Here is a 22,594-nt window from a genome sequence, read left to right as displayed (position 1 = left end):
ATGCAACTGAAAGGCATTCTGCCCGCCCTCGTCACGCCGTTCGATGCCTCGGGCGCGGTCGATCACGACACGCTCGCGTCGATCCTCGAATATCAGCTCGCCGCGGGCGTCAGCGGCTTCGTGCCGCTCGGGTCGACCGGCGAGTACTACGCGCTCACGAACGACGAGCGCCGCGCGGTGATGAAGACCGTGCGCGAAGTGGTCGGCAGCCGCGGCACGCTGATCGCCGGCGCGAACGGCTCGTCGACGCGCGAGGTGATCGAGCAGGTTCGCCAGGCGCGCGATGCCGGCTACACGAACATCCTGATCGCGCCGCCGTACTACGCGCTGCCGTCGCAGGACGAACTGATCGGCCACTACGACGCGATTCTCGCCGCGGTGACCGACGTGAACGTGATCCTGTACAACTATCCGGTGCGCACGAACGTCGAGGTCGGCTTCGGCGTGCTCGACGCGTTCAAGGATCATCCGCGCGTGATCGGCATCAAGGAAAGCAGCGGCAACCTGCTGCGTGCGATCGAGATCGGCGGCAAGTACCGCGACCACTACCAGCTGTCGTGCGGCTCCGACGACCAGGCGCTCGACTTCTTCCTGTGGGGCGCGACGAGCTGGATCTGCGGGCCCGCGAACTGCTTCGCGAAACAGGTCGTGAGCTTCCACGACAAATTCTCGGCAGGCGACATCGCCGGCGCGCAAAATGTGATGCGCACGCTGTTCCCGGTGATGGCGAGCATGGAGTCGGGCAAGTTCATCCAGAAGGTGAAGTACGGCTGCGAACTGGCCGGCTTCAAGGTCGGCAACGCGCGCATGCCGCTGCAGCCGCTGACCGACCAGGAAAAAGCGGAATTCCGCGCGATCTTCGAGGCGTCGCAGGCCTAATCCCGTGATGCGTACCCGCACCGGCGCCGCGTGGCGCCGGTGCGCCGACCGAGGAACCTCAACATGACGATTCACAGCTTTACCTGCATCGAAGGCCATACCGAGGGGATGCCGGTGCGCATGGTGATCGACGGCGCGCCGGCGTTGCACGGCGCGACGATGAACGCGCGGCGCGCGGACTTCGTCGCGCATCACGACTGGGTGCGCCGCACGCTGATGCTGGAGCCGCGCGGCCATGCGCACATGTCGGGCACGATCTTCTATCCGCCCGTCAGCGACGACGCCGATTTCAGCCTGCTGTTCATCGAGACGTCGGGCTGCCTGCCGATGTGCGGCCACGCGACGATCGGCTCGATCGCGTTCGCGATCGAGGAGCGGCTCGTCGTGCCGAAGCGGCCGGGCACGGTGACGGTCGACGTGCCGGCCGGGCAGATCGTCGCGCGCTACGAGATGGACGGCGCGCGCGTGACGTCGGTGCGCTTCACCAACGTGCCGAGCTTCCTGCTCGCACGCGACGTCGAGATCGACATTCCCGCGCTCGGCGCGCTGGCCGTCGACATCGCGTACGGCGGCAACTTCTATCCGATCGTCGAGGTTCAGCCGAATTTCCCCGGCTGCGAACACTTCACGCCGGACCAGCTGCTCGCGTGGGGCCGCGCCGTGCAGCACGCGGTCAACGCGGCGCTCGACGTCGTGCATCCCGATGAGCCGGCGATTCGAGGCGTGCATCACTGCATGTGGACGGGCAAGCCGCTCGCCGACGACGCGCACGGGCGCGCGGTGGTGATCGCCGGCGACAGTCTCGTCGATCGCTCGCCGTGCGGCACCGGCAGCTCCGCGCGCGTCGCCCAGCGCTTCGCACGTGGCTGGCTCGCGGCCGGCGACGCGTATTGCCACGAGAGCCTGATCGGCAGCCGCTTCATCGGCCGCGTGGAATCGGTCACGCGCCTGAACAGCGGGCTCGACGCCGTACGCCCGAGCATCGAAGGGCGCGCGTGGGTCACGGGCCGCGCGCAGTATCGCGTCGATGCCTCCCAGCCGTATGCACACGGCTTCAGCCTGCAGGAGTTCGTCAATTGAACGCGATTCCGCGACCAACCGCACCCGCCGCACCCGCCGCACCCGGCACCGCACGCGAGGAAACGGCCGTCGTGATCGGCGGCGGGATCGTCGGCGTGTGCTGCGCGCTCTATCTGCAGCGCGACGGCCGTGCGGTCACGCTGATCGATCCGGCCGCGCCCGGCGACAGCACCGCGAAATGGAGCTGCGGACAGATGGCGGTCAGCGAGGTCATTCCGCTGTCGAAGCCCGGCATCCTGATGAAGGTGCCGCGCTGGCTGATCGACCAGAAAGGGCCGCTCGCGCTGCGGCCCGGCGCGCTGCCGGGCATCCTGCCGTGGTTCTTCCGGTTCGTCGCGTCGGCCCGTCACGCGAAGATCGTGTCGATCGCGCAGGCGATGGCGACGCTGACGCACGACGTCTATTCCGATTACGCGCCGCTGCTCGATGCGTGCGGCGACCGCGCGCTGCTGGGCCAGCGCCCGGTGCTCGAAGTGTTCGACGATCCGGCCGGCATCGCGCACGAACAGCCGCATCTCGAACTGCGGCAGTCGCTCGGCTTCGCATCGCAGCGGCTGAACGCCGCCGAGATCGGCGATCTCGAACCGGCGCTCGCCGGCCGGTTCAAGCATGGGCTGCTGTTTCCCGACTGGCGCGCGGTCAACGATACCGAAGGCTTCATCATGGCGCTGACGGCCAGCTTCGAAGCGCAGGGCGGGCGCCGCATCCGCGCGAATGCGGCGCGCGTCGACGAGGCGAACGGACGCGCGACCGGCGTGACCCTTGCCGATGGCGAGCGCATCGCGGCCGACCATGTGGTCGTCGCGGCCGGAACCGGTTCGCGGCAATTCTTCAGCCAGCTCGGCGTGCGCGTGCCGCTCGAAGGCATCGCCGGCTACCAGGCGCTCGTAACCGACCCGGGCGTCGAGTTTCGCCACTCCGTCATCTATGCGGACGGCGGCTTCTGCTTCAGCCCGATGACGCGCGGGCTGCAGATCGGCGGCACCATCGAGTTCGCGGGCCGCAATGCGGCGCCGAACTTCCGGCGCGCGGACATCATCCTGGAGAAGGCCCGACGCATCCTGCCGGAGCTGCAGACCGCGCGCGTCGAATACGGCGTCGGCTATCGGCCGTTCCTGCCCGACACGAAGCCGGTGATCGACCGCTCGAAGCGGCTGCCGAACGCGATCATGGCGTTCGGCCATGGCCAACTCGGCCTCACGCTCGGCGCGACGACCGGGCGCCTCGTCGGCGACCTTGTCGCCGGCCGCCCGACGCGGCAGGACCTCGCGCCGTTCAGCGCTTATCGCTTCGCCTGACATTCGAGACCTTTCATGCTCATGCACTCCTACGAACGACTTTTCATCGACGGCCGCTGGGTGGCGCCCATTCAGGGCCGTACCTTCGACACGCTCGATCCGTCCAACGAAACCGTGATCGCCAAAGTGGCCGCCGCGACCGCGGAAGACATCGACGCAGCGGTCAACGCCGCGCGCCGCGCGTTCGACGAAGGCCCGTGGCCGCGCATGACCGGCGCGCAGCGCGCCGCCGTGCTGCGCGCGATCGCGCAACGCATCCGCGACCGCCTGCCCGAACTCGCCGAACTCGAAGTGCGCGACAACGGCAAGCCGCTGCCCGAAGCGCTGTGGGATCTCGGCGACGCCGCCGGCTGCTTCGACTTCTATGCCGGGCTCGCTGAACAACTCGACGGCAACGCCGAAACGCCGGTGCCGCTCGCGGACGAACGCTTCAGCACGGTCGTCCGCAAGGAGCCGATCGGCGTCGCCGGCGCGATCATCCCGTGGAATTTTCCGCTGCTGATGGCTGCGTGGAAGGTCGCGCCCGCGCTCGCGGCCGGCTGCACGATGGTGCTGAAGCCGTCCGAACTGACGCCGCTCACCGCGCTCGAACTCGCCGGCATCGCCGACGCGGCCGGGCTGCCGGCCGGCGTGCTGAACGTCGTGACGGGCCTCGGCGCCGACGCCGGCGCGCCGCTCGCCGAACATCCGGGCATCGACAAGCTCGCGTTCACCGGCAGCGTGCCGACCGGCAGCCGGATCATGCAGGCCGCCGCATGCGACATCAAGAACGTGAGCCTCGAACTCGGCGGCAAGTCGCCGTTCATCGTGTTCGGTGATAGCGACCTCGAAGCGGCCGTCGAATGGATCCTGTTCGGCATCTTCTGGAACCAGGGCGAAGTGTGTTCGGCCACGTCGCGCGTGCTCGTCGAGCGGTCGCTGTATGCGCCGCTCGTCGAGCGGCTCGCGCAGGAAGCGCGCAAAATCAGGATCGGCAACGGCCGCGACGAAGGCGTGCTGCTCGGGCCGCTGGTGAGCCGCGGGCAGTACGACAAGGTACGGGCGGCCATCGCGCGCGGCCGCGACGAAGGTGCGCGGCTCGTGACGGGCGGCGGCCGGCCCGCGCATCTCGAACGCGGCTACTTCCTCGAGCCGGCCGTGTTCGCCGACGTGCCGGAAGACAGCTGGATCTGGCGCGAGGAAATTTTCGGGCCGGTCGTCTGCGTGCGGCCGTTCGATACGGAAGACGAAGCAGTTCGCTCGGCCAACGATTCGCGCTTCGGGCTCGCCGCGGCGGTCATGTCGGCCGACCTGCCGCGCTGCGAGCGCGTGGCACGCGCGATGCGCGCGGGCATCGTCTGGATCAACTGCTCGCAGCCGACGTTCACGGAGGCGCCGTGGGGCGGCTACAAGCAGAGCGGGATCGGGCGCGAGCTCGGCGAGTGGGGCCTGAACAACTACCTCGAGATCAAGCAGATCACGCGGTACGACAGCGACAAACCGTGGGGCTGGTACATCAAGTAGGAAGGTGAATCGATCATGCGCTGGAACAAAACGCTGCAGCTCGTCGACGTGCATTGCGAGGGCGAGATCGGCAAGGTCATCACCGGCGGCGTCCTCGACGTGCCGGGCAAGACTATGCTCGACAAGATGAACCACATCAACGAGACCGACGACAGCTTGCGGCGCCTGGTCGTGCTCGAACCGCGCGGCTGCCTGCAGATGTCGGTCAACCTGCTGCTGCCGCCGACGCGGCCCGACGCGCACGCCGGCTTCATCGTGCTGCAGGCCGACAAGGCCCATCCGATGTCGGGCAGCAACTGCATCTGCGTCGTGACCGCGCTGCTCGAACTCGGGATGGTGCCGATGCAGGAGCCCGAAACCACCGTCGTGCTCGACACGCCGGCAGGCCTCGTCACCGCGCGGGCGTCGTGCCGCGACGGCCGCTGCGTCGGCGTATCGCTCGACATGGTGCCGGCGTTCGTCGAACACCTCGACGTCGACGTGCACACGCCGGCGTTCGGCACGATCAAGGTCGACATCGCATTCGGCGGCGTGTACTACGCGCTCGTCGACGTCGGCCAGATCGGGCTCGACATCGCGCCGGACAACGCGCGCCAGCTTGCGACGCACGGTGTGCGGCTCAAGGAGATCGTCAACCGGCAAGTCACGGTGCAGCATCCGCTGTACCCGGAGATCGACGAAGTCGCGTACGTGATGTTCCGCCACCGCGTCGACGACACGCTGTACCAGACCTGCACGACGCTGCCGCCCGGCCGTGTCGACCGCTCGCCGTGCGGGACCGGCAGCTCGGCCAACCTCGCGACGCTCGCCGCGCGCGGACGCGTGCAGGTCGGCGACCGCCTCACGTCGCGCTCGACGATCGGCGGCGAATTCCGCGTCGAGCTGCTCGGCACGACCGAGGTCGGCGGCCGGCCCGCCGTGCTGCCGCGCGTCACCGGGCGCGCGTGGGTGTTCGGGTTCCAGCAGCTCGGCGTCGATCCCGACGATCCGCTGGCGGCCGGATTCATGCTCAGCGACACGTGGGGCGACGGATTCGGGCCGTCGGCCGCGTCGGGCACGTGAGGACGCGATGCTAAACTCCAGAGCGCGCCCGGCGACCCGGGCCGATTACAGGAAGGGTAGCGAGATGAGCAAAGAGGCCGTTGAAACCGAAGGTGGCGGCCGCCGGCACGGCGGGCGGTATGTGTATGAGGAATTGCGCAAGCAGATCCTGACGCTCAAGCTGAAACCCGGCGTGCAGCTCGACGAAATCTCGCTGGCCGCGCAGTTCGGGCTGTCGCGCTCGCCGGTGCGCGACGCCATTGCGCGGCTGAGCAGCGAAGGGCTCGTCACGATCCTGCCGAACCGCACGACGCTCGTCACACCGTTCGAGATCGAGGAATTCCCGAAATACATCTCGGCGCTCGACCTGATCCAGCGCGCGGTCACGCGACTCGCGGCCACGCAGCGCTCCGAAGCCGACCTCGCGAAGATCCGCAAGGCCGACGACGTCTACATGGAAGCCGTCGCGAGCGGCGACTTCCAGGCGATGTCGGAGACCAACAAGGCGCTGCACATGGCGATCGCGCACGCCGCGAACAACCCGTACTTCGTCGGCTACTACGAACGGCTGCTCGGCGAAGGGCAGCGCCTGCTCCACCTGCATTTCGACTTCACCGTGAGTTCGCCGACGGCCGCGAAGCTCGGCCGCGACCACGACGAACTGATCGACGCGATCGTGCGGCGCGATGCGGATGCGGCCGAGCGCGCCGCGCACGAGCACACGATGCTGTTCCAGAAGCGCTTCCTCGACTACATGAAGCAGAACATGACGGAATCGATGGCCGTGCTGTAACGCATCGGCGTCGGCATCAGTACACCGCAGGCCGGCACGCGCCCCGGCCCGTCCGGCTAAAATACCGGCCTGCCGCGCCTCCTGCCGCGGCCGGAGGACATTCATCATGACCGCACGTCGCGGTGCCGCGGTCGCCATCGCGCCCGGTCACGAGACAGCCAGCCTGTCGAAAGCCCAGCAAGCCTTCAATACGCTCGTCAAGCACATCGAAAAGCGGCGCGAGCGGCTCGGCGCGTGGGAAGCCGTCATGCCGGCGTTCCAGAAGAAATTCGTCGACGGGCTGTTGCCGCTCGAACGGGAAGCGACGGCGCTGCGGATCAGGCTGATCCATCTGCTCGACGACGCGTTCCTGCAGAAGGGCTTGAGCAAGGCCGAACAGCGCACGCTGTCCGACCTGATCGCCGACATGGCGCGCGACTTGCTGAACGTCAGCGACGACGCGGCGCTGAAGGTCATCTGCCGCCGGCATCACGCATCCGACGACGCCGGCAACGCCGCGGCCGATCCCGAACCGATGAAGCCGGAACCGGAGCCGATGCCCGCGATGGAACCGGCGGACGATCTCGACTCGCTGTCGCCCGACGAACTCGCCGAGCGGATGCAGGCCGAACTCGACGCCCAGTTCGAGCGCGACATGGCCGCTCACGCGGCCCGCGAGGCCCAGCGCGCGAAGCGCAAGAAAGCACCGAAGCAATCGGCCGCGCAGGCGAAGCGCGAAGCCGAACAGGCCGAATCGAGCAAGTCGATTCGCGAGATCTATCGCAAGCTGGCCAGCGCGCTGCATCCCGATCGCGAAACCGATCCCCGCGAACAGGAACGCAAGACCGTGCTGATGCAGCGCGTCAACCACGCGTATGCGAAGGGCAACCTGCTACAGCTGCTGGAACTGCAACTGGAGATCGAACAGATCGACCGGCGTGCGATCGACGGGCTCAGCGAAGCGCGGTTGACGCGCTACAACGGCATCCTGGAGGAACAGCTGCGCGAACTCGATCAGGAGATCCGGCACGTCGAGAACGATTTCCGGCGGACTTACGGCATCGCGTCGTCCGTCAAGGTCGCGCCCGATACCGTGATCCGCATGCTCACGCGCGACATCGCCGGCATGCAGCGCGGCAACCAGGACCTGACCGTCGCGCTGCGCGAGTTCGAGGATCCGGACTACGTGAGGGACTGGCTGAAGGACATGAAACGCCGGCCGGTATCGTCGCGCTTCGACGACGATTCGTCTTGAGCGAAGCAGGCGCAGGCCAGCGCACGGCGCACACACCGCGTCGCATCACGGCGACTCACTGATCCCGCCCATCAGCATCATCAGTTGCTCGCGCAGCCATTGGCTGCCCTGATCCTGATCGGCGCTGCGATGCCAGTAGCAGAAGTATTCGAGTCCCGGCATCTCGAACGGCAGTTCGAGAATCCGTGCCGGGTAGCGCTGCAGCAGCCTCAGCGGCGCCGTCAGCGCGAGGTCGCCGCGCATCGCGATCAGCGGCGCGACCATGTAGTGCTGCACGCGCATCTGGATGTTGCGGCGCAGCCCGAGCCGCGTCAGTTCCGCATCGACGTGCCCGCTGCCCTTGCGGCGGCTCGACACGTGGATGTGCCCCATCGACAGGTAGTCGTCCATGGTCAGCGTGTCGCCGTTGAACGGGTGGTCGTCGCGGATCATGCACGCGTAGCGGTCGCGCACGAGCAGCGCCTGGTGCAGGTGCGGATCGCCGATCAGCGGCGCATCGATCGCGATGTCGACGGAACCGTTCGCAAGCGCGGTCGCCACTTCGCGACGGTCCATCGTGTAGCTGCGCACGTGCATGCCGGGCGCATGCGTCTGCAGCAGTTCGCCGAGCGCGGGCAGCAGCAGTGCCTCCGTCAGGTCGCTCATGCTGAGCCGGAACACGCGTTCCGACGAAGCCGGATCGAACACGTCGCCTTCGTGCGCGCTCGAATCGAGCAACTGCAATGCCTCGCGCACGCGGCCGACGATGTTCTCGGCCATCGGCGTCGGCATCATCCCGGCCGGCGTGCTGACGAACAGCGGGTCGTTCAGCGTCTTGCGCAGCCGCGCCAGCGCATTGCTGACGGCCGGCTGCGTGAGGTTCAGCACCTCGGCCGCGCGCGTCAGGTTGCGCTTGTTGTAGATCGCCTCGAATACGACGAACAGGTTCAGATCAATCTTCGAAAGGCGCATCGCCGGATCTCCTTGCCGGCATCTTACGGCGCGCGCCGCCCGTTCGTCCATGACGCTCCCAGGTCCTGCCCGCCGCTCAGCCGCTCAGTCGCGCGGCGGCCGCGTCAGGTACGGTTCGGTCGAACCGCGCACGGCGTCCTTGATCTCCATCCGCGCGATCGCCTGCAGGTGCACCTCGTCCGGACCGTCGGCGAAGCGCAGCGCACGGCCCCAGGTCCACAGGTCGGCGAGCGGCGTGTCGGGGCTCAGGCCCATCGCGCCGAACACCTGCATCGCGCGGTCGCACACGTCCGTGTACACCGTCGGCACGAGCGCCTTGATCATCGAGATTTCCTTGCGCGCCGCCTTCGCGCCGACCTTGTCGATCATCCACGCGGCCTTCAGCACCAGCAGGCGCGCCTGGTCGATCTCGATGCGCGAACGCGCGATCCATTCGCCGATCGTGCCGTGCCGGGTCAGCGGCTTGCCGAACGCTTCGCGCGACTGCGCGCGGTCGATCATCAGTTCCAGCGCGAGCTCGGCCGCGCCGATCGAACGCATGCAGTGGTGAATGCGGCCCGGCCCGAGGCGCGCCTGCGCGAGCGCGAAGCCGCTGCCTTCCTCGCCGAGCAGGTTGCGCGCCGGCACGCGCACGTTGTCGAACGTGATCTCGCAGTGCCCTTCCGGTGCGTAGTGATTGACCACCGTGATGTTGCGCACGACCGTCACGCCCGGCGTGTCGCGCGGCACGAGGATCATGCTCTGCTGCTGGTGCGATTCCGCGTCGGGATCGGTCTTGCCCATCACGATGAAGATCTTGCAGTTCGGGTGCGCGGCGTTCGTGATGAACCACTTGCGGCCGTTGATCACGTACTCGTCGCCGTCACGCTCGATGCGCGTCGTGATGTTGGTCGCATCCGACGACGCGACGTCGGGCTCCGTCATCGCGAACGCCGAACGGATCTCGCCGCGCAAGAGCGGCAGCAGCCACTGTTCGCGCTGCTCGGGCGTCGCGAACAGGTGCAGCAGCTCCATGTTGCCGGTGTCCGGCGCGTTGCAGTTGAACACCTCCGACGCCCAGCTCACGCGCCCCATGATCTCGGCGAGCGGCGCGTATTCGAGGTTGGTCAGCCCCGTGCCCGGCTCGTCGGCCTTCAGGTGCGGCAGGAACAGGTTCCACAGCCCTTCGGCCTTCGCGCGCTCCTTCAGCGCCTCCATGAACGACACGGGATACTGCCCCGCATGCACTTCCTCGTTCCACTGACGGATGCGCGGCACGATGTGCGCGTCCATGAACGCGCGCACGCGTTCGCGCAGTTCTTCCACTTTCGGGGTGTAGCCAAAGTCCATGATCGACTCCTCGAGATTCCGGTTTCCGTTCGTTCGGTTCAGTTCGGTTCAGAAGGCCGAGACGCCGCCGTCGACGGCGACGGCCTGCCCGGTCAGATAGGTGTTTTCCTTCGCGCACAGCGTGAGCATCGTCGCGACGATTTCCTCGGGGCGGCCGAGCCGCTTCATCGGCGAGCCCTGTGCGAGAAAGTCCTGGCGCTCGCCGAGATCGCTGTCGGTGACCATCGGCGTCGTGCTGTAGAACGGGCACACCGCATTCACGCGTATGCCGTGGCGCGCGTATTCGAGCGCGGCCGTCTTGGTGAGCCCGACCACCGCGTGTTTCGATGCCGCGTAGGCCGCGAGCTTCGGCGCGGCCACGCGTTCGAGCGCTGCTTCGTTCAGGTCGCCGAGCGCGAGCCGCGCGCCCATCGCGGCCAGCTCGCTCGCGAGCAGCGCACCGAAGCCGCTCGCGGCGCCGGTGATCATCACGGCCTGCCCGGCGTAGCTGTCGAGTTTCATCGCGCGCTCAGATCGTCAGGCCGCCGTCGACGACGATGCATTCGCCGTTCGTGTAGCTCGCCGCGTCCGACACGAGATACAGCACGGTGCCGGCCATCTCGCGCGGCTCCGCGTGGCGGCGCAGCGGAATCTTCGCCTTCCAGGTCTCGTAGATGTCCTTGTCGGCGAACAGCGCGCCCGCGAACTTCGTCTTCGTCAGGCCCGGCAGCAGCGCGTTCACGCGGATGCCGAACGGCCCGCATTCCTTCGCGAACGCCTTCGTCATGTTGACGACCGCGGCCTTCGTGATCGAGTAGATGCCCTGCCGGTCGCCCGGCTGCAGCGCATTCACCGACGCGGTGTTGACGATCGCGCCGCCGCCCTGCGCCTTCATCAGCTTGCCGGCCTCGACCGACATGAAGAAGTAGCCGCGAATGTTCACGTCGACCGTCTTGTCATACGCGGCGAGATCGGTATCGAGGATGTGCCCGAAATACGGGTTCGCGGCCGCGTTGTTCACGAGGATGTCGAGCCGGCCGTGCTTGCCGCGGATCGTCTCGAACGTCGCGGCGATGTCCTCCAGCCGCCCGACGTGGCACGCCAGCGCTTCGGCGCGGCCGCCCGCCGCGACGATTTCGTCCGCCACCGCCTGGCAGTCGTCGAGCTTGCGGCTCGACACGATCACGTGCGCGCCCTGCTCCGCGAGCAGCTTCGCGATTTCCTCGCCGATGCCGCGGCTCGCGCCCGTCACCAGCGCGATCTTGCCCGTCAGGTCGAACAGATTCGTTGCCATGTTGCTGTGCTCCTCCATTGATGTGTTGTCGTGTCGCCGCGCGGCGCAGTCCGCGATTTCAGCGATGCGCGTCGATCACGTCGACGGCCAGCTCGGCCAGCCGGCCGGCCATCGCGCCCACGCGCAGCGCCTGCTCGCTCGACGCGTTGCCCTGCAGCGCGCGCGCCTTCACGCCCTGCGCGATCGCCGCGAGCCGGAAGAAACTGAACGCGAGATAGAAATGCCAGTCGCGGATCGGCTCGATCCCGCGCAGCTCGCAATAGCGCGCGACGATCGTCGCTTCGTCGGGAATGCCGAGTTCGGCGCGATCCTGGCCCGCGAGCCCGCGCACCTGGCCGCCCGACGGCAGGCGCAGGCACATGCAGAAATACGCGAGATCGGCGAGCGGGTTGCCGAGCGTCGACAGCTCCCAGTCGAGCACGGCCTGCACGCGATAGTCGTCGCGCGCGAACATCAGGTTGTCGATCCGGAAATCGCCGTGCACCAGCGCGGGCCGGCCCGTGTCCGCCGGGCAGGCCTTCGGCAGCCAGTCGATCAGCATCTCCATCGCGTCGAGGCGCTCAGTTTCCGCCGCGCGATACTGCTTCGTCCATACGCCGATCTGGCGCTCGAAGTAGTTGCCGGGGCGGCCGTAGTCGGCGAGGCCCACCGCGTCGACGTCCACGTCGTGCAGCGCGGCCATCGTGCGCAGCAGCGCGTCGTAGCAGGTCGGGCGCTCGGCCTTCGGCAGTTCCGGCAGCGCCGGATCCCAGAAGATCCGGCCGTCCTCGAAGCTCATCACGTAGAACAGGCTGCCGATCACGTCGCGGTCTTCGCAGAGGTGATACGGATGCGCGACCGGCACCGCGGTGCCCGACAGCGCGCTCAGCACGCGGAATTCGCGATCGACCGCATGCGCGGATTTCAGCAGTTCGCCGGGCGGCTGGCGCCGCAGCACGTAGCGGCCGCTCTTCGCGTGCAGCAGGAAGGTCGGGTTCGACTGGCCGCCGGCAAACTTCTCCATGTCGAGCGGGCCTGCGAAGCCCGGCACGTGCGCTTCCAGATAGCGCGTGAGGCGGGCTACGTCGAGAGGCTGGGAAGGGTTCGTCATCGTCGCGATCGTTCGTGGGGTCAGCCGTAGGTGCGCCACGCATGTCGTTCGGGATCCTCGAGATGCGGGATGCCGTTGAACGACGCGAGGTGGAACGCTTCGGCGTTGAAGAAAAACTGCGAAAGACTGCTGTTGCGGATCTGCAGGTTCAGCGCGATCGCGCTCGATGACGGTGCGGCGAGCACCTGCTGCACGGTCACCGCGATCGGGCCGCCGGAGCTCACCGCGAGCACGCGCTGGCTGCCGCCGGCGCGGATCGCGGCGCGCGCGTCGGCGACGCGCTGCTGGAAATGCGCCCAGGTTTCGGGTGCGGAGTCGCCGAGCTTGTCGTCGGCCCACAGGTGCAGCACCTGCCGCAGCGCGCGAAAGTACGCCTTCATCGAGCCGGCCGCGAGCCGCGCGACCTCCGGATAGTCGCTGGCGGCCGCCGCGAACAGCCCGTGGAAGTCGTATTCGTTCAGGCCGGGATGGTGGTCGACCGGCACACCCTCGCGGCCCATCCCGCGCAGGATCGCATCGACCGTCTGCGCATGCCGGTGCATCGTGCCGCAGATCACGCGGTCGAACGTCAGGCCCTGGCGCGCGAAGTACTCGCCGAGCCAGACGCCCTGCTGTTCGCCGGCCGCGGAGAGCCGGTCGTAATCGTCCGTGCCGAACGACGCCTGCCCGTGCCGTACCAGAAAGAGTTCAGCCATTGCCTGCCCGCAGAGGGAAACCGAAGGTCCAGCATAGCGACCGGGTCTGCATTTTTGAAATTTATTTTCTGAATCGGCTGGTATTCAGCGCATGAATTCTCAGGATTCAGACAATGCGCTTACGCCAGGCGTGCCGGCCGCCGCCCGCATCGGCACGGGAATTGCGCCAGCCGACACCGTCATGTCGAACCCGTTCGGGAGGGGTGCGATGCTCGGTACGATCCTCATCATCATTCTGATTCTGTTGCTCATCGGCGCATTTCCTTCGTGGCCCCACAGCCGAAGCTGGGGTTACTGGCCATCGGGGACCGTCGGGCTGATCGTCATCATCGTCGTGATACTGGTGCTGATGGATCGCATCTGAGTGTGATGACGCGTGCCCGCCGGACGGGCACGCGTCGTTCGATCCCGGCGCCGCGGCTTCTTTACAAAATCCCGCGACGAGACCGTGGATCGCGCGGTTTTCCCCGCTCTCTTCACGGCGCACGACACGCCCGTGTCCAGGCCGTCGCGCGGCCGGGCAACGGGCAATGCCCCGCAACCGGCCACCGTTCGACGGTGCCGCCCTTACGGTAGTATCGAGCCTCGATGGAACCCCGATGCACCTGAACAAGCGGCCATGTCCGATACTTCCTCATCTCCCGGCGCCGGCCAGGCGCTCGTCCTGATCGCCGAGGACGAACCCGAGATCGCCGAGATCCTCACCGCATATTTCGCGCGCAGCGGCCTGCGCACCGTGCACGCGGCCGACGGCCGCCGCGCGCTCGAGCTGCACCTGTCGCTGAAGCCCGACCTCGTGCTGCTCGACGTGCAGATGCCGCACGTCGACGGCTGGAAAGTCCTCGCCGAGATTCGCCATCGCGGCGATACGCCGGTCATCATGCTGACCGCGCTCGACCAGGACATCGACAAGCTGACCGGCCTGCGCATCGGCGCCGACGACTACGTGGTCAAGCCGTTCAATCCCGCCGAAGTCGTCGCACGCGCGCAAGCCGTGCTGCGCCGCTCGATGGCCGGCTCGCGCCACGAAGAACAGCGCGTGCTGCGCGCGGCACCGTTCGAGATCGATCTCGAGCATCACGAAGCGTCGGTCGAGGTCGACGGCACGCGGCACACGCTCGTGCTGACGCTCACCGAATTCAAGCTGCTCGCGCAGCTCGCCCGTGCGCCGCGGCGCGTGTTCAGCCGCGCCGAGCTGATGGCCACCTGCCTGCCGGAAGGCGACACGCTCGAACGCACGGTGGACAGCCACGTCAGCAAGCTGCGCAAGAAGCTCGACGATCTCGGCATCAACGGCGTGCCCGTCAGCGTGCGCGGCGTCGGCTACAAGCTGTGGAGCGGCGAGTGAAGCTCGACGGATTGAGCCGGCAGATCGCGCTGACGATGGGCGCGATGGCGTTCGCGGTGACGCTGCTGGTCGTGCTGACGGCCTACGGGTTCTACTACCTGCTGTATCTGTACCAGCCTTCGTCGTTCGACCAGACGAACTGGTTCCCGACCGGCCCGGAATGGGTGTGGCTGATCGCCACCACGGCGGTCGGGCTCGTGCTGTCGGTCGTCGTCGCGATCCACCTGTCGCGCCGCATCCTCGTGCCGCTGAACTCGGTGACCGACAGCATCCGCCGCGTCGCGCGCGGCGATCTCGGCGCGCGTGCGGTCGCCGGCGATCGCTCGCTATACGAAGCGGCGCGGCTCGCCGACAATTTCAACGCGCTCGCGAGCGAGCTGCAGCGCGTGACCGACGAACAGACGTTCTGGAACGCCGCGATCGCGCACGAGCTGCGCACGCCGGTCACGGTGCTGCGCGGCCGCCTGCAGGGGCTCGCCGAAGGCGTGTTCACGCCGAGCGAAGCGCAGTTCCGCAGCCTCCTCACGCAAGTGGAAGGGCTGACGCGGCTGATCGAGGATCTGCGCGTGGTCAGTCTCGCCGATAGCGGCCACCTGAGCATCGAGATCCGCGAAACCGATCTCGCGGCAGACATCCGCGCGGTCGTCGACGTGTTCGCGCACGCGCTGCAGGCCGCCGGCCAGCATCCGGTGCTCGATCTCGACACGCGGCCGATGCGCTGCGACCCGGTGCGGATCCGTCAGGCGCTGCTCGCGCTGCTGGAGAATGCGCGCCGCCATGCGGTGCCCGGTGCGATCCGGATCGAGACGCGGATCGAAGGCGGCAAGTGTCGGTTGCGTGTCGAGGATGAGGGCCCCGGCGTTCCGGCCGAGTTCGCGCCGCACGTGTTCAAGGCGTTCCGGCGCGTCGACGATACCCAGCCCGGCGGCAGCGGCCTCGGGCTCGCGGTCGTCGCGGCGATCGCGCACGCGCATCGCGGCGACGCCGTCTGCACGCCGGCGGCCGGCGGCGGCACGCGGTTCGAGGTGGTTTGGCCCGACGATCTGGAGCCGACGCCCGATGAACGGCGCTTTCCTGCCCATTCGGCGGCACGGTCGGCCTCGCCGCCGAACATGCCTCCTGCCGCGAGCGACTGACCCGGCCAAGCGTCGAGCGTCGAGCGTCGAGCGCCGAGCGCCATCGCATCGCCCCGAACGGCCGCGCTCGCACGCGGCCTTTTTCATACCTGCGCGTCGTGCCCCACGCGCTCGAGCGGCGGATCGAAGCCGAGCACCGTGTACGCGGCGACCGACACGATCGAGTTCCCCGCCGGCCCCTGCACGACCACCGCACGCACCGCGCCCGCCCGATCGAATTTCAGCCGCGTGCCGACGGTCGCGTGCCGCAGCGCCTCCAGCTCCTCGACCCGCGCGATCGCCAGCTTGCGCACCGCGCCCGATACGTACACCGGCAGGAACACCAGCGCGATGAAGATCGACACCGTGTCCTTCGATGCGCTGTCCAGCACTGGCTGGCCCGACAGCACGAGCGACAGCGACGTCGCGCTGAGGAAGATCGCGAGCACCGTCGCGCCGGCGCCAAGCGACGAGAAGCGCTCGGCGGCCTGCTTGGTGCGCGCTTTCACGAGTGCGCGTGCCGGCGCGGACGGCGCCAGCCATTCGCGTTTCGCGCCGTGATACCCGGCGATTCCGAGCAGTAGCGTCATTGCGCCGCTCACGGCGAGCGCGCTGTACAGCGCGTCGAGCATCACGCACAGGGACTCGAGCACGAACACCGCGACGAGCGGAACCAGCAGCAGCCGAAACGAATAACCGTCGCGGCCGTGCCCCTGGATCCACCATTTCACCGGCGGCAGTTGCCAGAAGCGGCTGTCCCTGTGGAGCGAAAGTTGTTGTTCCATGTCCGTCCATTCCCGACTGTGCGATTGCGCTGCGTCACTGCATCATGACGGCACCGGCGTCGAAGCGCGTTCGACACATGCCGCGCGTCGCTTCCGCGCGCGACCACCCCGCATCATGCCGCAACCGCTCGTGGAAAACCCGCACCTCGCCCGATCCGGCGCCCGAACGCCGCGAAACCGAATGCCGCAGGTTATCAATTGATCCAAAAGATTCATTAGACGATGCCTCCTCCGGCGCGCGATGCTGGCCCGGCCAGTGAACGCGGCGTCATTGCAACGCCGCGCACGAGAATGGAGCGAGACACATGCCTGCCGATCACCGTCAACGGCGCCACACGCTGTGGCTGCTGTGCGCACTGTCGTTCATCCTCTACGTCGACCGCGTGAACCTCGCGACCGCGGCCGGCGCGATCAAGGCCGAACTCGGGCTGTCGAACACCGAACTCGGCATCGCGTTCTCCGCGTTCGCGTATTCGTACGCGATCTGCCAGATCTTCGGCGGCTGGATCGCCGACCGCTTCGGCGCCCGCATCACGCTGATCGGCTGCGGGCTGATCTGGGTCGCGTCGACGTTCATGACGGGTTTCGTGCACAGCCTCGCGCTGCTGTTCGCCGCCCGCCTGCTGCTCGGGATCGGCGAAGGCGCGACGCTGCCCGCGCAGGCCCGCGCGATCACGCACTGGTTCTCGCGCGAACGGCGCGGCGTCGTGCAGGGCTTCACGCATTCGTTCTCGCGGCTCGGCAACGCGGTCACGCCGCCGATCGTCGCCGCGCTGATGACGTGGCTGTCGTGGCGCGCGGCGTTCTTCGTGATCGGCGCGGTGACGCTGGTGTGGCTCGTGTGGTGGGTCGCCGGCTTCCGCGAGTACCCGCTCGGCGACGACGGCGACGGTGACAACCGCACGCACGCCGCTGCCGCGGCCCGGCCGGCACCGGCGTCGGGCCCGACGCCGTGGGGGCCGCTGTTCCGCCGGATGGCGCCGACGATCTTCGTGTACTTCTGCTACGGCTGGACCGCCTGGCTGTTCTTCACGTGGCTGCCGACGTTTTTCCTGAACGGCAAGGGCCTCGACCTGAAGTCCACCGCGCTGTTCGCGTCGGGCGTGTTCTTCGCGGGCGTGGTCGGCGACACGCTCGGCGGCTGGCTGTGCGACCGCATCTACCGCAAGACCGGCAACCTCGCGCTGTCGCGCCAGAGCGTGATCGTCGCGAGCTTCACCGGTGCGCTCGTCTGCATGCTGCCGCTCGCGTTCGTGCATTCGACGGCCGGCATCGCGCTGTGCCTGTCCGGGTCGTTCCTGTGCCTCGAACTGACGATCGGGCCGATCTGGGCCGTGCCGAGCGACATCGCGCCGACCCACGCGGGCATCGCGAGCGGGATGATGAATGCGGGTTCGGCAATCTCGGGAATCCTGTCGCCGATCCTGTTCGGCTATCTCGTCGACCACACGGGCAACTGGACGGTGCCGTTCGTCGGGTCGGTCGCGATGCTGCTGATCGGCATCGTCGCCGCGCTGCGGATTCGGCCGGATCGCGCGTTGTCGGCATCGACGCCGTCGCTCGCCGAAGCGCCCGCTGCACCGCAGGCACGCTGAAGCGCCGATCGCGCCATCGCCACGCCGAAGCGCCGCAGCGCCGGTCGGGCCATTGCGGCAGCGAAGCGATTCAGGGTAGGTTCACGCGCCGCGCCGACCGCGCAGTGGCTGGCCGCGTCACCGTCGTCGCGCACACCGCCGGCGACGTTCGCCGGTCCGTGAGCGGCGACGCCTAGCCGCCCCGCGTCCCTTCAATCTTCATTGCCCTGCCCGTCTTCCCGGTGGAACAGCGCGAGAAACTGCTGCGCCGGCACGCTCAGCGGCCGGTCGCGCCGCACGAGGCTCCCGTACGACGGCAGCTTCTGGTCGAGCGCGTAATCGAGGATCGCGACGAGCCCGTGCTCCGCGTTGCGCTGCGCAACGGTCAGCGGAATCACGCCGAGCATCCGCGACCGGTCGACGAGGTTCATCGTCGTCAGGATCGACCCCGTTTCGACCAGCCCGCGCGGCATCGGCTGGTGACGCGCGCGGAACTCGCGCTCGACCACCTCGCGCGCCGGGCTGCCGGCCGGCTGCAGGATCCACGTGTAGTCGAGCAGCGCATCGAATTCGACCGGCCCCGCGCCCGCGAGCGGATGGTCGCGGCCCGCGATGATCGCGAGCGCCTCGTCGTCCACCACGCGGAAGTCGCAATCGGTGCCGACATGGCGGCCGATCACCACTTCGAGCACGCCTTCGCGCAACTGCGGCATCAGCCGGTCGCTGGTATCGACCGCGATGTCGATCGCCAGCAGCGGATAGCGCGCCTTCAACTGCACCAGCGCCTCGGTGAGCCGCCCCGGCGACGCCGCCATGATGCTGCCGATCGCGAGCCGCCCCGCGCTGCCGAGCTGCAGCTCGGCGAGCTCGCGATTGAGCGCCTCCACGCTGCCGCGAATCCCGCGGAAATAGCCGAGCACGCGCTCGCCGGCCGGGTTCAGCACGAGCCCGCGCCCGACGCGATCGAAGAGGCGCTGGCCGAGCGCGCTTTCCAGTTCGGCCAGCATCTTCGTCGCGGCCGGCTGCGTGAGGCCGAGCTGCCCGGCGGCCGCGCGCAGCGTCGAGCATTCGTCCACGGCCAGCAGCAGCGCGATCTGGCGCATGCGCAGCCGGTTCAGCAACTGCGGTGTCGAGTCTCGTCGGTCGATCGAGCCCATTTTTGATTACTCCAGGTTATCGATTCATCAAGAAGTTTCAATTTACCGACTCATTCCGTCTACCTAGCATGAACCCCATACACCAACGGCCGCGCGCCGCCACCGGAGACACCGCATGAACACGCAATCGCCCGCCGCCCGCCACGGAGGCGCCGCATGACGACCGCCGCCGCCCTGCCCGTCGTCGCACTGACGCTCGGCGATCCCGCCGGCATCGGCGCCGAACTGATCGCGAAACTGCTCGCGCGGCCCGACGCGACGTCCCGCGCGAATCTCGTGCTGATCGGCGACCGCTGGCTGTGGGAAGCCGGCCAGCGCGTGGCCGGCGTGACGGTCGACGTCGAGCCCGTCGCGTCGCTCGCCGCCGTGCGCGGCCGGCCGTCCACCGCGCGCGCCGCGTTCGTCGCACTCGACACGATCGATCCCGCGCAGGTCACCGTCGGCCAGCCCGGCGCGGCCGGCGGCCGCTCGACGCTGACCGTGCTCGACCGGTGCCTCGACGCCGCGCTCGCCGGCGACATCGACGCGATCTGCTTCGCGCCGCTGAACAAGTACGCGATGAAGCTCGGCGGGCTCAAGCACGACGACGAGCTGCACCACTTCGCCGCGGCGCTCGGCGTGACCGGCTACTTCTGCGAATTCAACACGCTCGGCGAGCTGTGGACGGCGCGCATCTCGTCGCATATCCCGCTGAAGGATGCGGCGGCCCAGCTGAGCGTCGAGCGGATCGAACAGGCCTCCGAACTGATCTACCGGTCGCTGCTCGCGAACGGCGTCGCGGCGCCGAAGGTCGCGATCGCCGCGTTCAACCCGCACGGCGGCGACGGCGGCAGTTGCGGCCGCGAGGAAGTCGACATCATCGAGCCGGCGGTGCGCAAGCTGCAGTCGCGCGACTGGCCGACCGACACGCCGTTCCACGGCCCGTTCCCCGCCGACACCATCTTCCTGAAGGCGCAGGCCGGCGACTACCAGGCGATCGTCACGATGTACCACGACCAGGGGCAGATCGCGATCAAGCTGCTCGGCTTCTCGCGCGGCGTGACCGTGCAGGGCGGGCTGCCCGTGCCGATCACGACGCCCGCGCACGGCACCGCGTACGACATCGCGGGCCGCGGCACGGCCGACGTCGGCGCGACCTGGCAGGCGCTGCAGATCGCCTGCCGGATGGGCGCCGCGCGCCGCACCCCCACCGTTTCGGCGTGACGCTCGCACGCCATCCCCACACGACAACATCGATACCTGGAGACACCATCATGAAGATCCGCTCCGTGCGCGCCCGCGTATTCCAGTGGAAAGGCAAGACCGTCCCGCCGCAGGGCAACTTCTGCTCGAACGCGATGGACCTGCTGTACGCGCCGCAGGAAACCATGAGCACGTTCCGCTTCCATGCGTGGACGGTCGTCGAAGTCGAGACCGACGACGGCATCGTCGGCCTCGGCAACGTCGCGCTCGCGCCGCACGTCGCGAAGGCGATCATCGACCAGTACCTCGCGCCGCTCGTGATCGGCCAGGACCCGTGGGACTACGAGTACCTGAACCAGCGGATGTACCGCGCGACCCACGCGTGGGGCCGCAAGGGCATCGGCATGGCGGCGATCTCGGCGGTCGACATCGCGATCTGGGACATCCTCGGCAAGAGCGTCGGCAAGCCCGTGTTCAAGCTGCTCGGCGGCCGCACCAAGGAAAAGATCCCCTGCTACTACTCGAAGCTCTACCGCACCGACCTGAAGGCGATGCAGGAGGAAGCGCGGCAGTACCTGAAGGAAGGCTTCCGCGCGTTCAAGATGCGCTTCGGCTACGGGCCCGCGCACGGTCAGCAGGGTGTGGTGGAGAACCTGAAGTCGGTCGCGGCGATCCGCGAGGTGATCGGCTACGACAACGACCTGATGCTCGAGTGCTACATGGGCTGGAATCTCGAGTACGCGAAGCGCATCCTGCCGAAGCTCGAGAAATACCAGCCGCGCTGGCTCGAGGAGCCGGTGATCGCCGACGACATCGACGGCTACGCGGAACTGAACCAGCTCACGAACATCCCGATCTCCGGCGGCGAGCACGAGTTCTCGCTGTACGGCTTCAAGCAGCTGCTGGACCGCAAGGCCGTGTCGGTCGTCCAGTACGACACGAACCGCGTCGGCGGGATCACGATGGCGCACAAGATCAACGCGCTGTGCGAGGCGTACAGCGTGCCGGTGATTCCGCACGCGGGCCAGATGCACAACTATCACCTGACGATGAGCACGCTCGCGTCGCCGATGAGCGAGTACTTCCCGATGTTCGACGTGGAAGTCGGCAACGAGCTGTTCTATTACATCTTCGACGGCGAGCCGGTGGCCGAGAACGGCTTCCTGCAACTGCGCGACGACGTGCCCGGCCTCGGTCTCACGCTGAAGACCGAATTCCTCGACCAGTTCGACATCGTCGAGTGAGGGTGACCATGCACGCACGCTACCAGGGCGTCTTTCCGGTCGCGCCGACGATCTTCGACGCGCACGGCGCGCTCGACCTCGACGGCCAGCGCCGCTGCCTCGACTTCATGATCGATGCCGGTTCGCAGGGCATCTGCATTCACGCGAACTACTCGGAGCAGTTCGCGCTCGGCGACGACGAACGCGACCTCATCACGCGCACGACGCTCGAACACGTCGCCGGCCGCGTGCCGGTGATCGTCACGACGTCGCATTTCAGCGCGCGGATCTGCGCGGAACGCAACCGCCGCGCGCAGGCGCTCGGCGCCGCGATGGTGATGGTGATGCCGCCGTACCACGGCGCGACGTTCCGCGTGCCGGAGGCGCAGGTGCGCGCGTTCTTCCGCGACGTCGCCGACGGCCTCGACATTCCGCTGATGATCCAGGACGCGCCCGCGAGCGGCGTCGCGCTGCCGGCGTCGCTGCTCGCGACGCTCGCGCGCGAGATCGACGCCGTGTCGTACTTCAAGATCGAGACGCCCGGCGCCGCGTCGAAGCTGCGCGAGCTGATCGCGCTCGGCGGCGACGCGATCGAAGGGCCGTGGGACGGCGAGGAAGGCATCACGCTGCTCGCCGACCTCGATGCCGGCGCGACCGGCGCGATGACGGGCGGCGGCTATCCGGACGGGATTCGCCGGATCACCGACGCGTATTTCGCCGGACGCCGCGACGAAGCCTGCGAGCAGTACGCGCGCTGGCTGCCGCTGATCAACTACGAGAACCGCCAGTCGGGCTTCCTGACCGCGAAGGCGCTGATGAAGGAAGGCGGCGTGATCGCATGCGACCGTCCGCGCGCGCCCTGGCCCGAACTGCACCCGCAGGTGCGCGCGGGCCTGCTCGACGCGGCACGGCGGCTCGATCCGCTCGTGCTGCGCTGGGGACACTAGACATCGTTTCGTACCCGCAACGCGCGTGCGTTGCGCAACGGCGTGACGGCGGTCCGACAGAAGGCCGCCGCCGCTCATCACATGGACTGGAGACACC

General features: G+C 68.2%; 22 protein-coding genes. 14 read left to right on the top strand and 8 right to left on the bottom strand.

Annotated elements, in window-relative coordinates:
- The 7 genes from U5771_RS21660 (at position 1) to U5771_RS21630 (ending at position 7,828) form a co-directional block, all read left to right on the top strand.
- Complete coding sequence (locus U5771_RS21660; protein WP_322025869.1) at positions 1-879, top strand: dihydrodipicolinate synthase family protein; 879 nt, start codon at positions 1-3, stop codon at positions 877-879.
- 63 nt (positions 880-942) lie between these two features.
- Positions 943-1,959, top strand: coding sequence for a 4-hydroxyproline epimerase (locus tag U5771_RS21655; protein ID WP_322025868.1), 1,017 nt, complete (start codon positions 943-945; stop codon positions 1,957-1,959).
- A complete protein-coding gene (locus U5771_RS21650; RefSeq protein ID WP_322025867.1) occupies positions 1,956-3,257 on the top strand; it encodes an FAD-binding oxidoreductase in 1,302 nt (433 codons plus the stop codon). Before U5771_RS21655 ends, U5771_RS21650 begins: the two co-directional genes overlap by 4 nt.
- Positions 3,258-3,278: 21 nt before the next feature.
- Positions 3,279-4,760, top strand: coding sequence for an aldehyde dehydrogenase family protein (locus U5771_RS21645; RefSeq protein ID WP_322025883.1), 1,482 nt, complete (start codon positions 3,279-3,281; stop codon positions 4,758-4,760).
- Positions 4,761-4,775: 15 nt separating this feature from the next.
- On the top strand, positions 4,776-5,822 hold the full coding sequence (locus U5771_RS21640; RefSeq protein ID WP_322025866.1) for a proline racemase family protein: 1,047 nt from the start codon (positions 4,776-4,778) through the stop codon (positions 5,820-5,822).
- A 64-nt stretch (positions 5,823-5,886) separates the two neighbouring features.
- A complete protein-coding gene (locus U5771_RS21635; RefSeq protein WP_185640706.1) occupies positions 5,887-6,594 on the top strand; it encodes a GntR family transcriptional regulator in 708 nt (235 codons plus the stop codon).
- A 106-nt stretch (positions 6,595-6,700) separates the two neighbouring features.
- Entirely contained in the window at positions 6,701-7,828 is a 1,128-nt protein-coding gene (locus U5771_RS21630) for a J domain-containing protein (RefSeq protein ID WP_322025865.1), read from the top strand.
- A gap of 45 nt (positions 7,829-7,873) precedes the next feature.
- Here the strand turns inward: U5771_RS21630 and U5771_RS21625 are convergent, their stop codons facing one another.
- The 6 genes from U5771_RS21625 to U5771_RS21600 form a co-directional block, all read right to left on the bottom strand.
- On the bottom strand, positions 7,874-8,779 hold the full coding sequence (locus tag U5771_RS21625; RefSeq protein ID WP_322025864.1) for a LysR family transcriptional regulator: 906 nt from the start codon (positions 8,777-8,779) through the stop codon (positions 7,874-7,876).
- Between the two features lie 84 nt (positions 8,780-8,863).
- The gene (locus U5771_RS21620; protein WP_322025863.1) at positions 8,864-10,108 is read right to left on the bottom strand and encodes an acyl-CoA dehydrogenase family protein; all 1,245 of its coding nucleotides are present in this window, start codon (positions 10,106-10,108) and stop codon (positions 8,864-8,866) included.
- Positions 10,109-10,156: 48 nt separating this feature from the next.
- Entirely contained in the window at positions 10,157-10,609 is a 453-nt protein-coding gene (locus tag U5771_RS21615) for an SDR family NAD(P)-dependent oxidoreductase (RefSeq protein WP_322025862.1), read from the bottom strand.
- A 7-nt stretch (positions 10,610-10,616) separates the two neighbouring features.
- Positions 10,617-11,381: an SDR family oxidoreductase gene (locus U5771_RS21610; protein ID WP_322025861.1), complete on the bottom strand. Its 765-nt coding sequence runs from the start codon at positions 11,379-11,381 to the stop codon at positions 10,617-10,619.
- A gap of 58 nt (positions 11,382-11,439) precedes the next feature.
- On the bottom strand, positions 11,440-12,471 hold the full coding sequence (locus U5771_RS21605; protein WP_322025860.1) for a phosphotransferase: 1,032 nt from the start codon (positions 12,469-12,471) through the stop codon (positions 11,440-11,442).
- A gap of 20 nt (positions 12,472-12,491) precedes the next feature.
- Positions 12,492-13,166 carry a histidine phosphatase family protein gene (locus U5771_RS21600; RefSeq protein ID WP_322025859.1) on the bottom strand — a complete coding sequence of 225 codons (675 nt, stop codon included), beginning with the start codon at positions 13,164-13,166 and terminating at the stop codon, positions 12,492-12,494.
- 208 nt (positions 13,167-13,374) lie between these two features.
- Between U5771_RS21600 and U5771_RS21595 the strand changes: the two genes are divergently transcribed.
- The 3 genes from U5771_RS21595 to U5771_RS21585 all read left to right on the top strand — a co-directional run bounded on the left by U5771_RS21595 (position 13,375) and on the right by U5771_RS21585 (position 15,650).
- A complete protein-coding gene (locus U5771_RS21595; protein ID WP_322025882.1) occupies positions 13,375-13,530 on the top strand; it encodes a DUF3309 family protein in 156 nt (51 codons plus the stop codon).
- A 255-nt stretch (positions 13,531-13,785) separates the two neighbouring features.
- Entirely contained in the window at positions 13,786-14,514 is a 729-nt protein-coding gene (locus U5771_RS21590) for a response regulator (RefSeq protein ID WP_322025858.1), read from the top strand.
- The gene (locus U5771_RS21585; protein WP_322025857.1) at positions 14,511-15,650 is read left to right on the top strand and encodes an ATP-binding protein; all 1,140 of its coding nucleotides are present in this window, start codon (positions 14,511-14,513) and stop codon (positions 15,648-15,650) included. The genes U5771_RS21590 and U5771_RS21585 overlap by 4 nt, the downstream gene beginning before the upstream one ends.
- Positions 15,651-15,733: 83 nt before the next feature.
- On the opposite strand, the gene U5771_RS21580 is transcribed toward U5771_RS21585, so the two are convergent.
- On the bottom strand, positions 15,734-16,414 hold the full coding sequence (locus tag U5771_RS21580) for a hypothetical protein (protein WP_322025856.1): 681 nt from the start codon (positions 16,412-16,414) through the stop codon (positions 15,734-15,736).
- A gap of 305 nt (positions 16,415-16,719) precedes the next feature.
- Between U5771_RS21580 and U5771_RS21575 the strand changes: the two genes are divergently transcribed.
- Positions 16,720-18,009 carry an MFS transporter gene (locus tag U5771_RS21575; RefSeq protein ID WP_322025855.1) on the top strand — a complete coding sequence of 430 codons (1,290 nt, stop codon included), beginning with the start codon at positions 16,720-16,722 and terminating at the stop codon, positions 18,007-18,009.
- Positions 18,010-18,200: 191 nt separating this feature from the next.
- On the opposite strand, the gene U5771_RS21570 is transcribed toward U5771_RS21575, so the two are convergent.
- Positions 18,201-19,145 carry a LysR family transcriptional regulator gene (locus tag U5771_RS21570; protein ID WP_322025854.1) on the bottom strand — a complete coding sequence of 315 codons (945 nt, stop codon included), beginning with the start codon at positions 19,143-19,145 and terminating at the stop codon, positions 18,201-18,203.
- A gap of 156 nt (positions 19,146-19,301) precedes the next feature.
- Between U5771_RS21570 and U5771_RS21565 the strand changes: the two genes are divergently transcribed.
- The 3 genes from U5771_RS21565 to U5771_RS21555 are packed head-to-tail and all read left to right on the top strand — an operon-like array spanning position 19,302 to position 22,497.
- Positions 19,302-20,348, top strand: a complete 1,047-nt coding sequence (locus U5771_RS21565; RefSeq protein ID WP_322025853.1) for a 4-hydroxythreonine-4-phosphate dehydrogenase PdxA — start codon at positions 19,302-19,304, stop codon at positions 20,346-20,348.
- A gap of 50 nt (positions 20,349-20,398) precedes the next feature.
- The gene (locus U5771_RS21560) at positions 20,399-21,571 is read left to right on the top strand and encodes an L-rhamnonate dehydratase (protein ID WP_322025852.1); all 1,173 of its coding nucleotides are present in this window, start codon (positions 20,399-20,401) and stop codon (positions 21,569-21,571) included.
- 8 nt (positions 21,572-21,579) lie between these two features.
- Positions 21,580-22,497: a dihydrodipicolinate synthase family protein gene (locus U5771_RS21555; protein ID WP_322025881.1), complete on the top strand. Its 918-nt coding sequence runs from the start codon at positions 21,580-21,582 to the stop codon at positions 22,495-22,497.
- The last annotated feature ends 97 nt before the right edge of the window (positions 22,498-22,594 follow it).

Source organism: Burkholderia sp. BCC1977 (genome assembly GCF_905339595.1).
In the GTDB taxonomy this organism is placed as follows: domain Bacteria; phylum Pseudomonadota; class Gammaproteobacteria; order Burkholderiales; family Burkholderiaceae; genus Burkholderia.
The sequence above is the reverse complement of the archived record's forward strand: the minus strand, read 5'-3'. Positions and strand labels throughout refer to the sequence as shown.

Bases quoted from the DNA above. Each gene is read 5' to 3' on its own strand.
- U5771_RS21605 (WP_322025860.1), bottom strand. From the start codon at position 12,471: ATGACGAACCCTTCCCAGCCTCTCGACGTAGCCCGCCTCACGCGCTAT.
- U5771_RS21640 (WP_322025866.1), top strand. From the start codon at position 4,776: ATGCGCTGGAACAAAACGCTGCAGCTCGTCGACGTGCATTGCGAGGGC.
- U5771_RS21655 (WP_322025868.1), top strand. From the start codon at position 943: ATGACGATTCACAGCTTTACCTGCATCGAAGGCCATACCGAGGGGATG.
- U5771_RS21625 (WP_322025864.1), bottom strand. From the start codon at position 8,779: ATGCGCCTTTCGAAGATTGATCTGAACCTGTTCGTCGTATTCGAGGCG.
- U5771_RS21560 (WP_322025852.1), top strand. From the start codon at position 20,399: ATGAAGATCCGCTCCGTGCGCGCCCGCGTATTCCAGTGGAAAGGCAAG.
- U5771_RS21620 (WP_322025863.1), bottom strand. From the start codon at position 10,108: ATGGACTTTGGCTACACCCCGAAAGTGGAAGAACTGCGCGAACGCGTG.
- U5771_RS21660 (WP_322025869.1), top strand. From the start codon at position 1: ATGCAACTGAAAGGCATTCTGCCCGCCCTCGTCACGCCGTTCGATGCC.
- U5771_RS21635 (WP_185640706.1), top strand. From the start codon at position 5,887: ATGAGCAAAGAGGCCGTTGAAACCGAAGGTGGCGGCCGCCGGCACGGC.
- U5771_RS21570 (WP_322025854.1), bottom strand. From the start codon at position 19,145: ATGGGCTCGATCGACCGACGAGACTCGACACCGCAGTTGCTGAACCGG.
- U5771_RS21615 (WP_322025862.1), bottom strand. From the start codon at position 10,609: ATGAAACTCGACAGCTACGCCGGGCAGGCCGTGATGATCACCGGCGCC.
- U5771_RS21630 (WP_322025865.1), top strand. From the start codon at position 6,701: ATGACCGCACGTCGCGGTGCCGCGGTCGCCATCGCGCCCGGTCACGAG.
- U5771_RS21555 (WP_322025881.1), top strand. From the start codon at position 21,580: ATGCACGCACGCTACCAGGGCGTCTTTCCGGTCGCGCCGACGATCTTC.
- U5771_RS21645 (WP_322025883.1), top strand. From the start codon at position 3,279: ATGCACTCCTACGAACGACTTTTCATCGACGGCCGCTGGGTGGCGCCC.
- U5771_RS21575 (WP_322025855.1), top strand. From the start codon at position 16,720: ATGCCTGCCGATCACCGTCAACGGCGCCACACGCTGTGGCTGCTGTGC.
- U5771_RS21610 (WP_322025861.1), bottom strand. From the start codon at position 11,381: ATGGCAACGAATCTGTTCGACCTGACGGGCAAGATCGCGCTGGTGACG.
- U5771_RS21565 (WP_322025853.1), top strand. From the start codon at position 19,302: ATGACGACCGCCGCCGCCCTGCCCGTCGTCGCACTGACGCTCGGCGAT.
- U5771_RS21600 (WP_322025859.1), bottom strand. From the start codon at position 13,166: ATGGCTGAACTCTTTCTGGTACGGCACGGGCAGGCGTCGTTCGGCACG.
- U5771_RS21590 (WP_322025858.1), top strand. From the start codon at position 13,786: ATGTCCGATACTTCCTCATCTCCCGGCGCCGGCCAGGCGCTCGTCCTG.
- U5771_RS21580 (WP_322025856.1), bottom strand. From the start codon at position 16,414: ATGGAACAACAACTTTCGCTCCACAGGGACAGCCGCTTCTGGCAACTG.
- U5771_RS21595 (WP_322025882.1), top strand. From the start codon at position 13,375: ATGCTCGGTACGATCCTCATCATCATTCTGATTCTGTTGCTCATCGGC.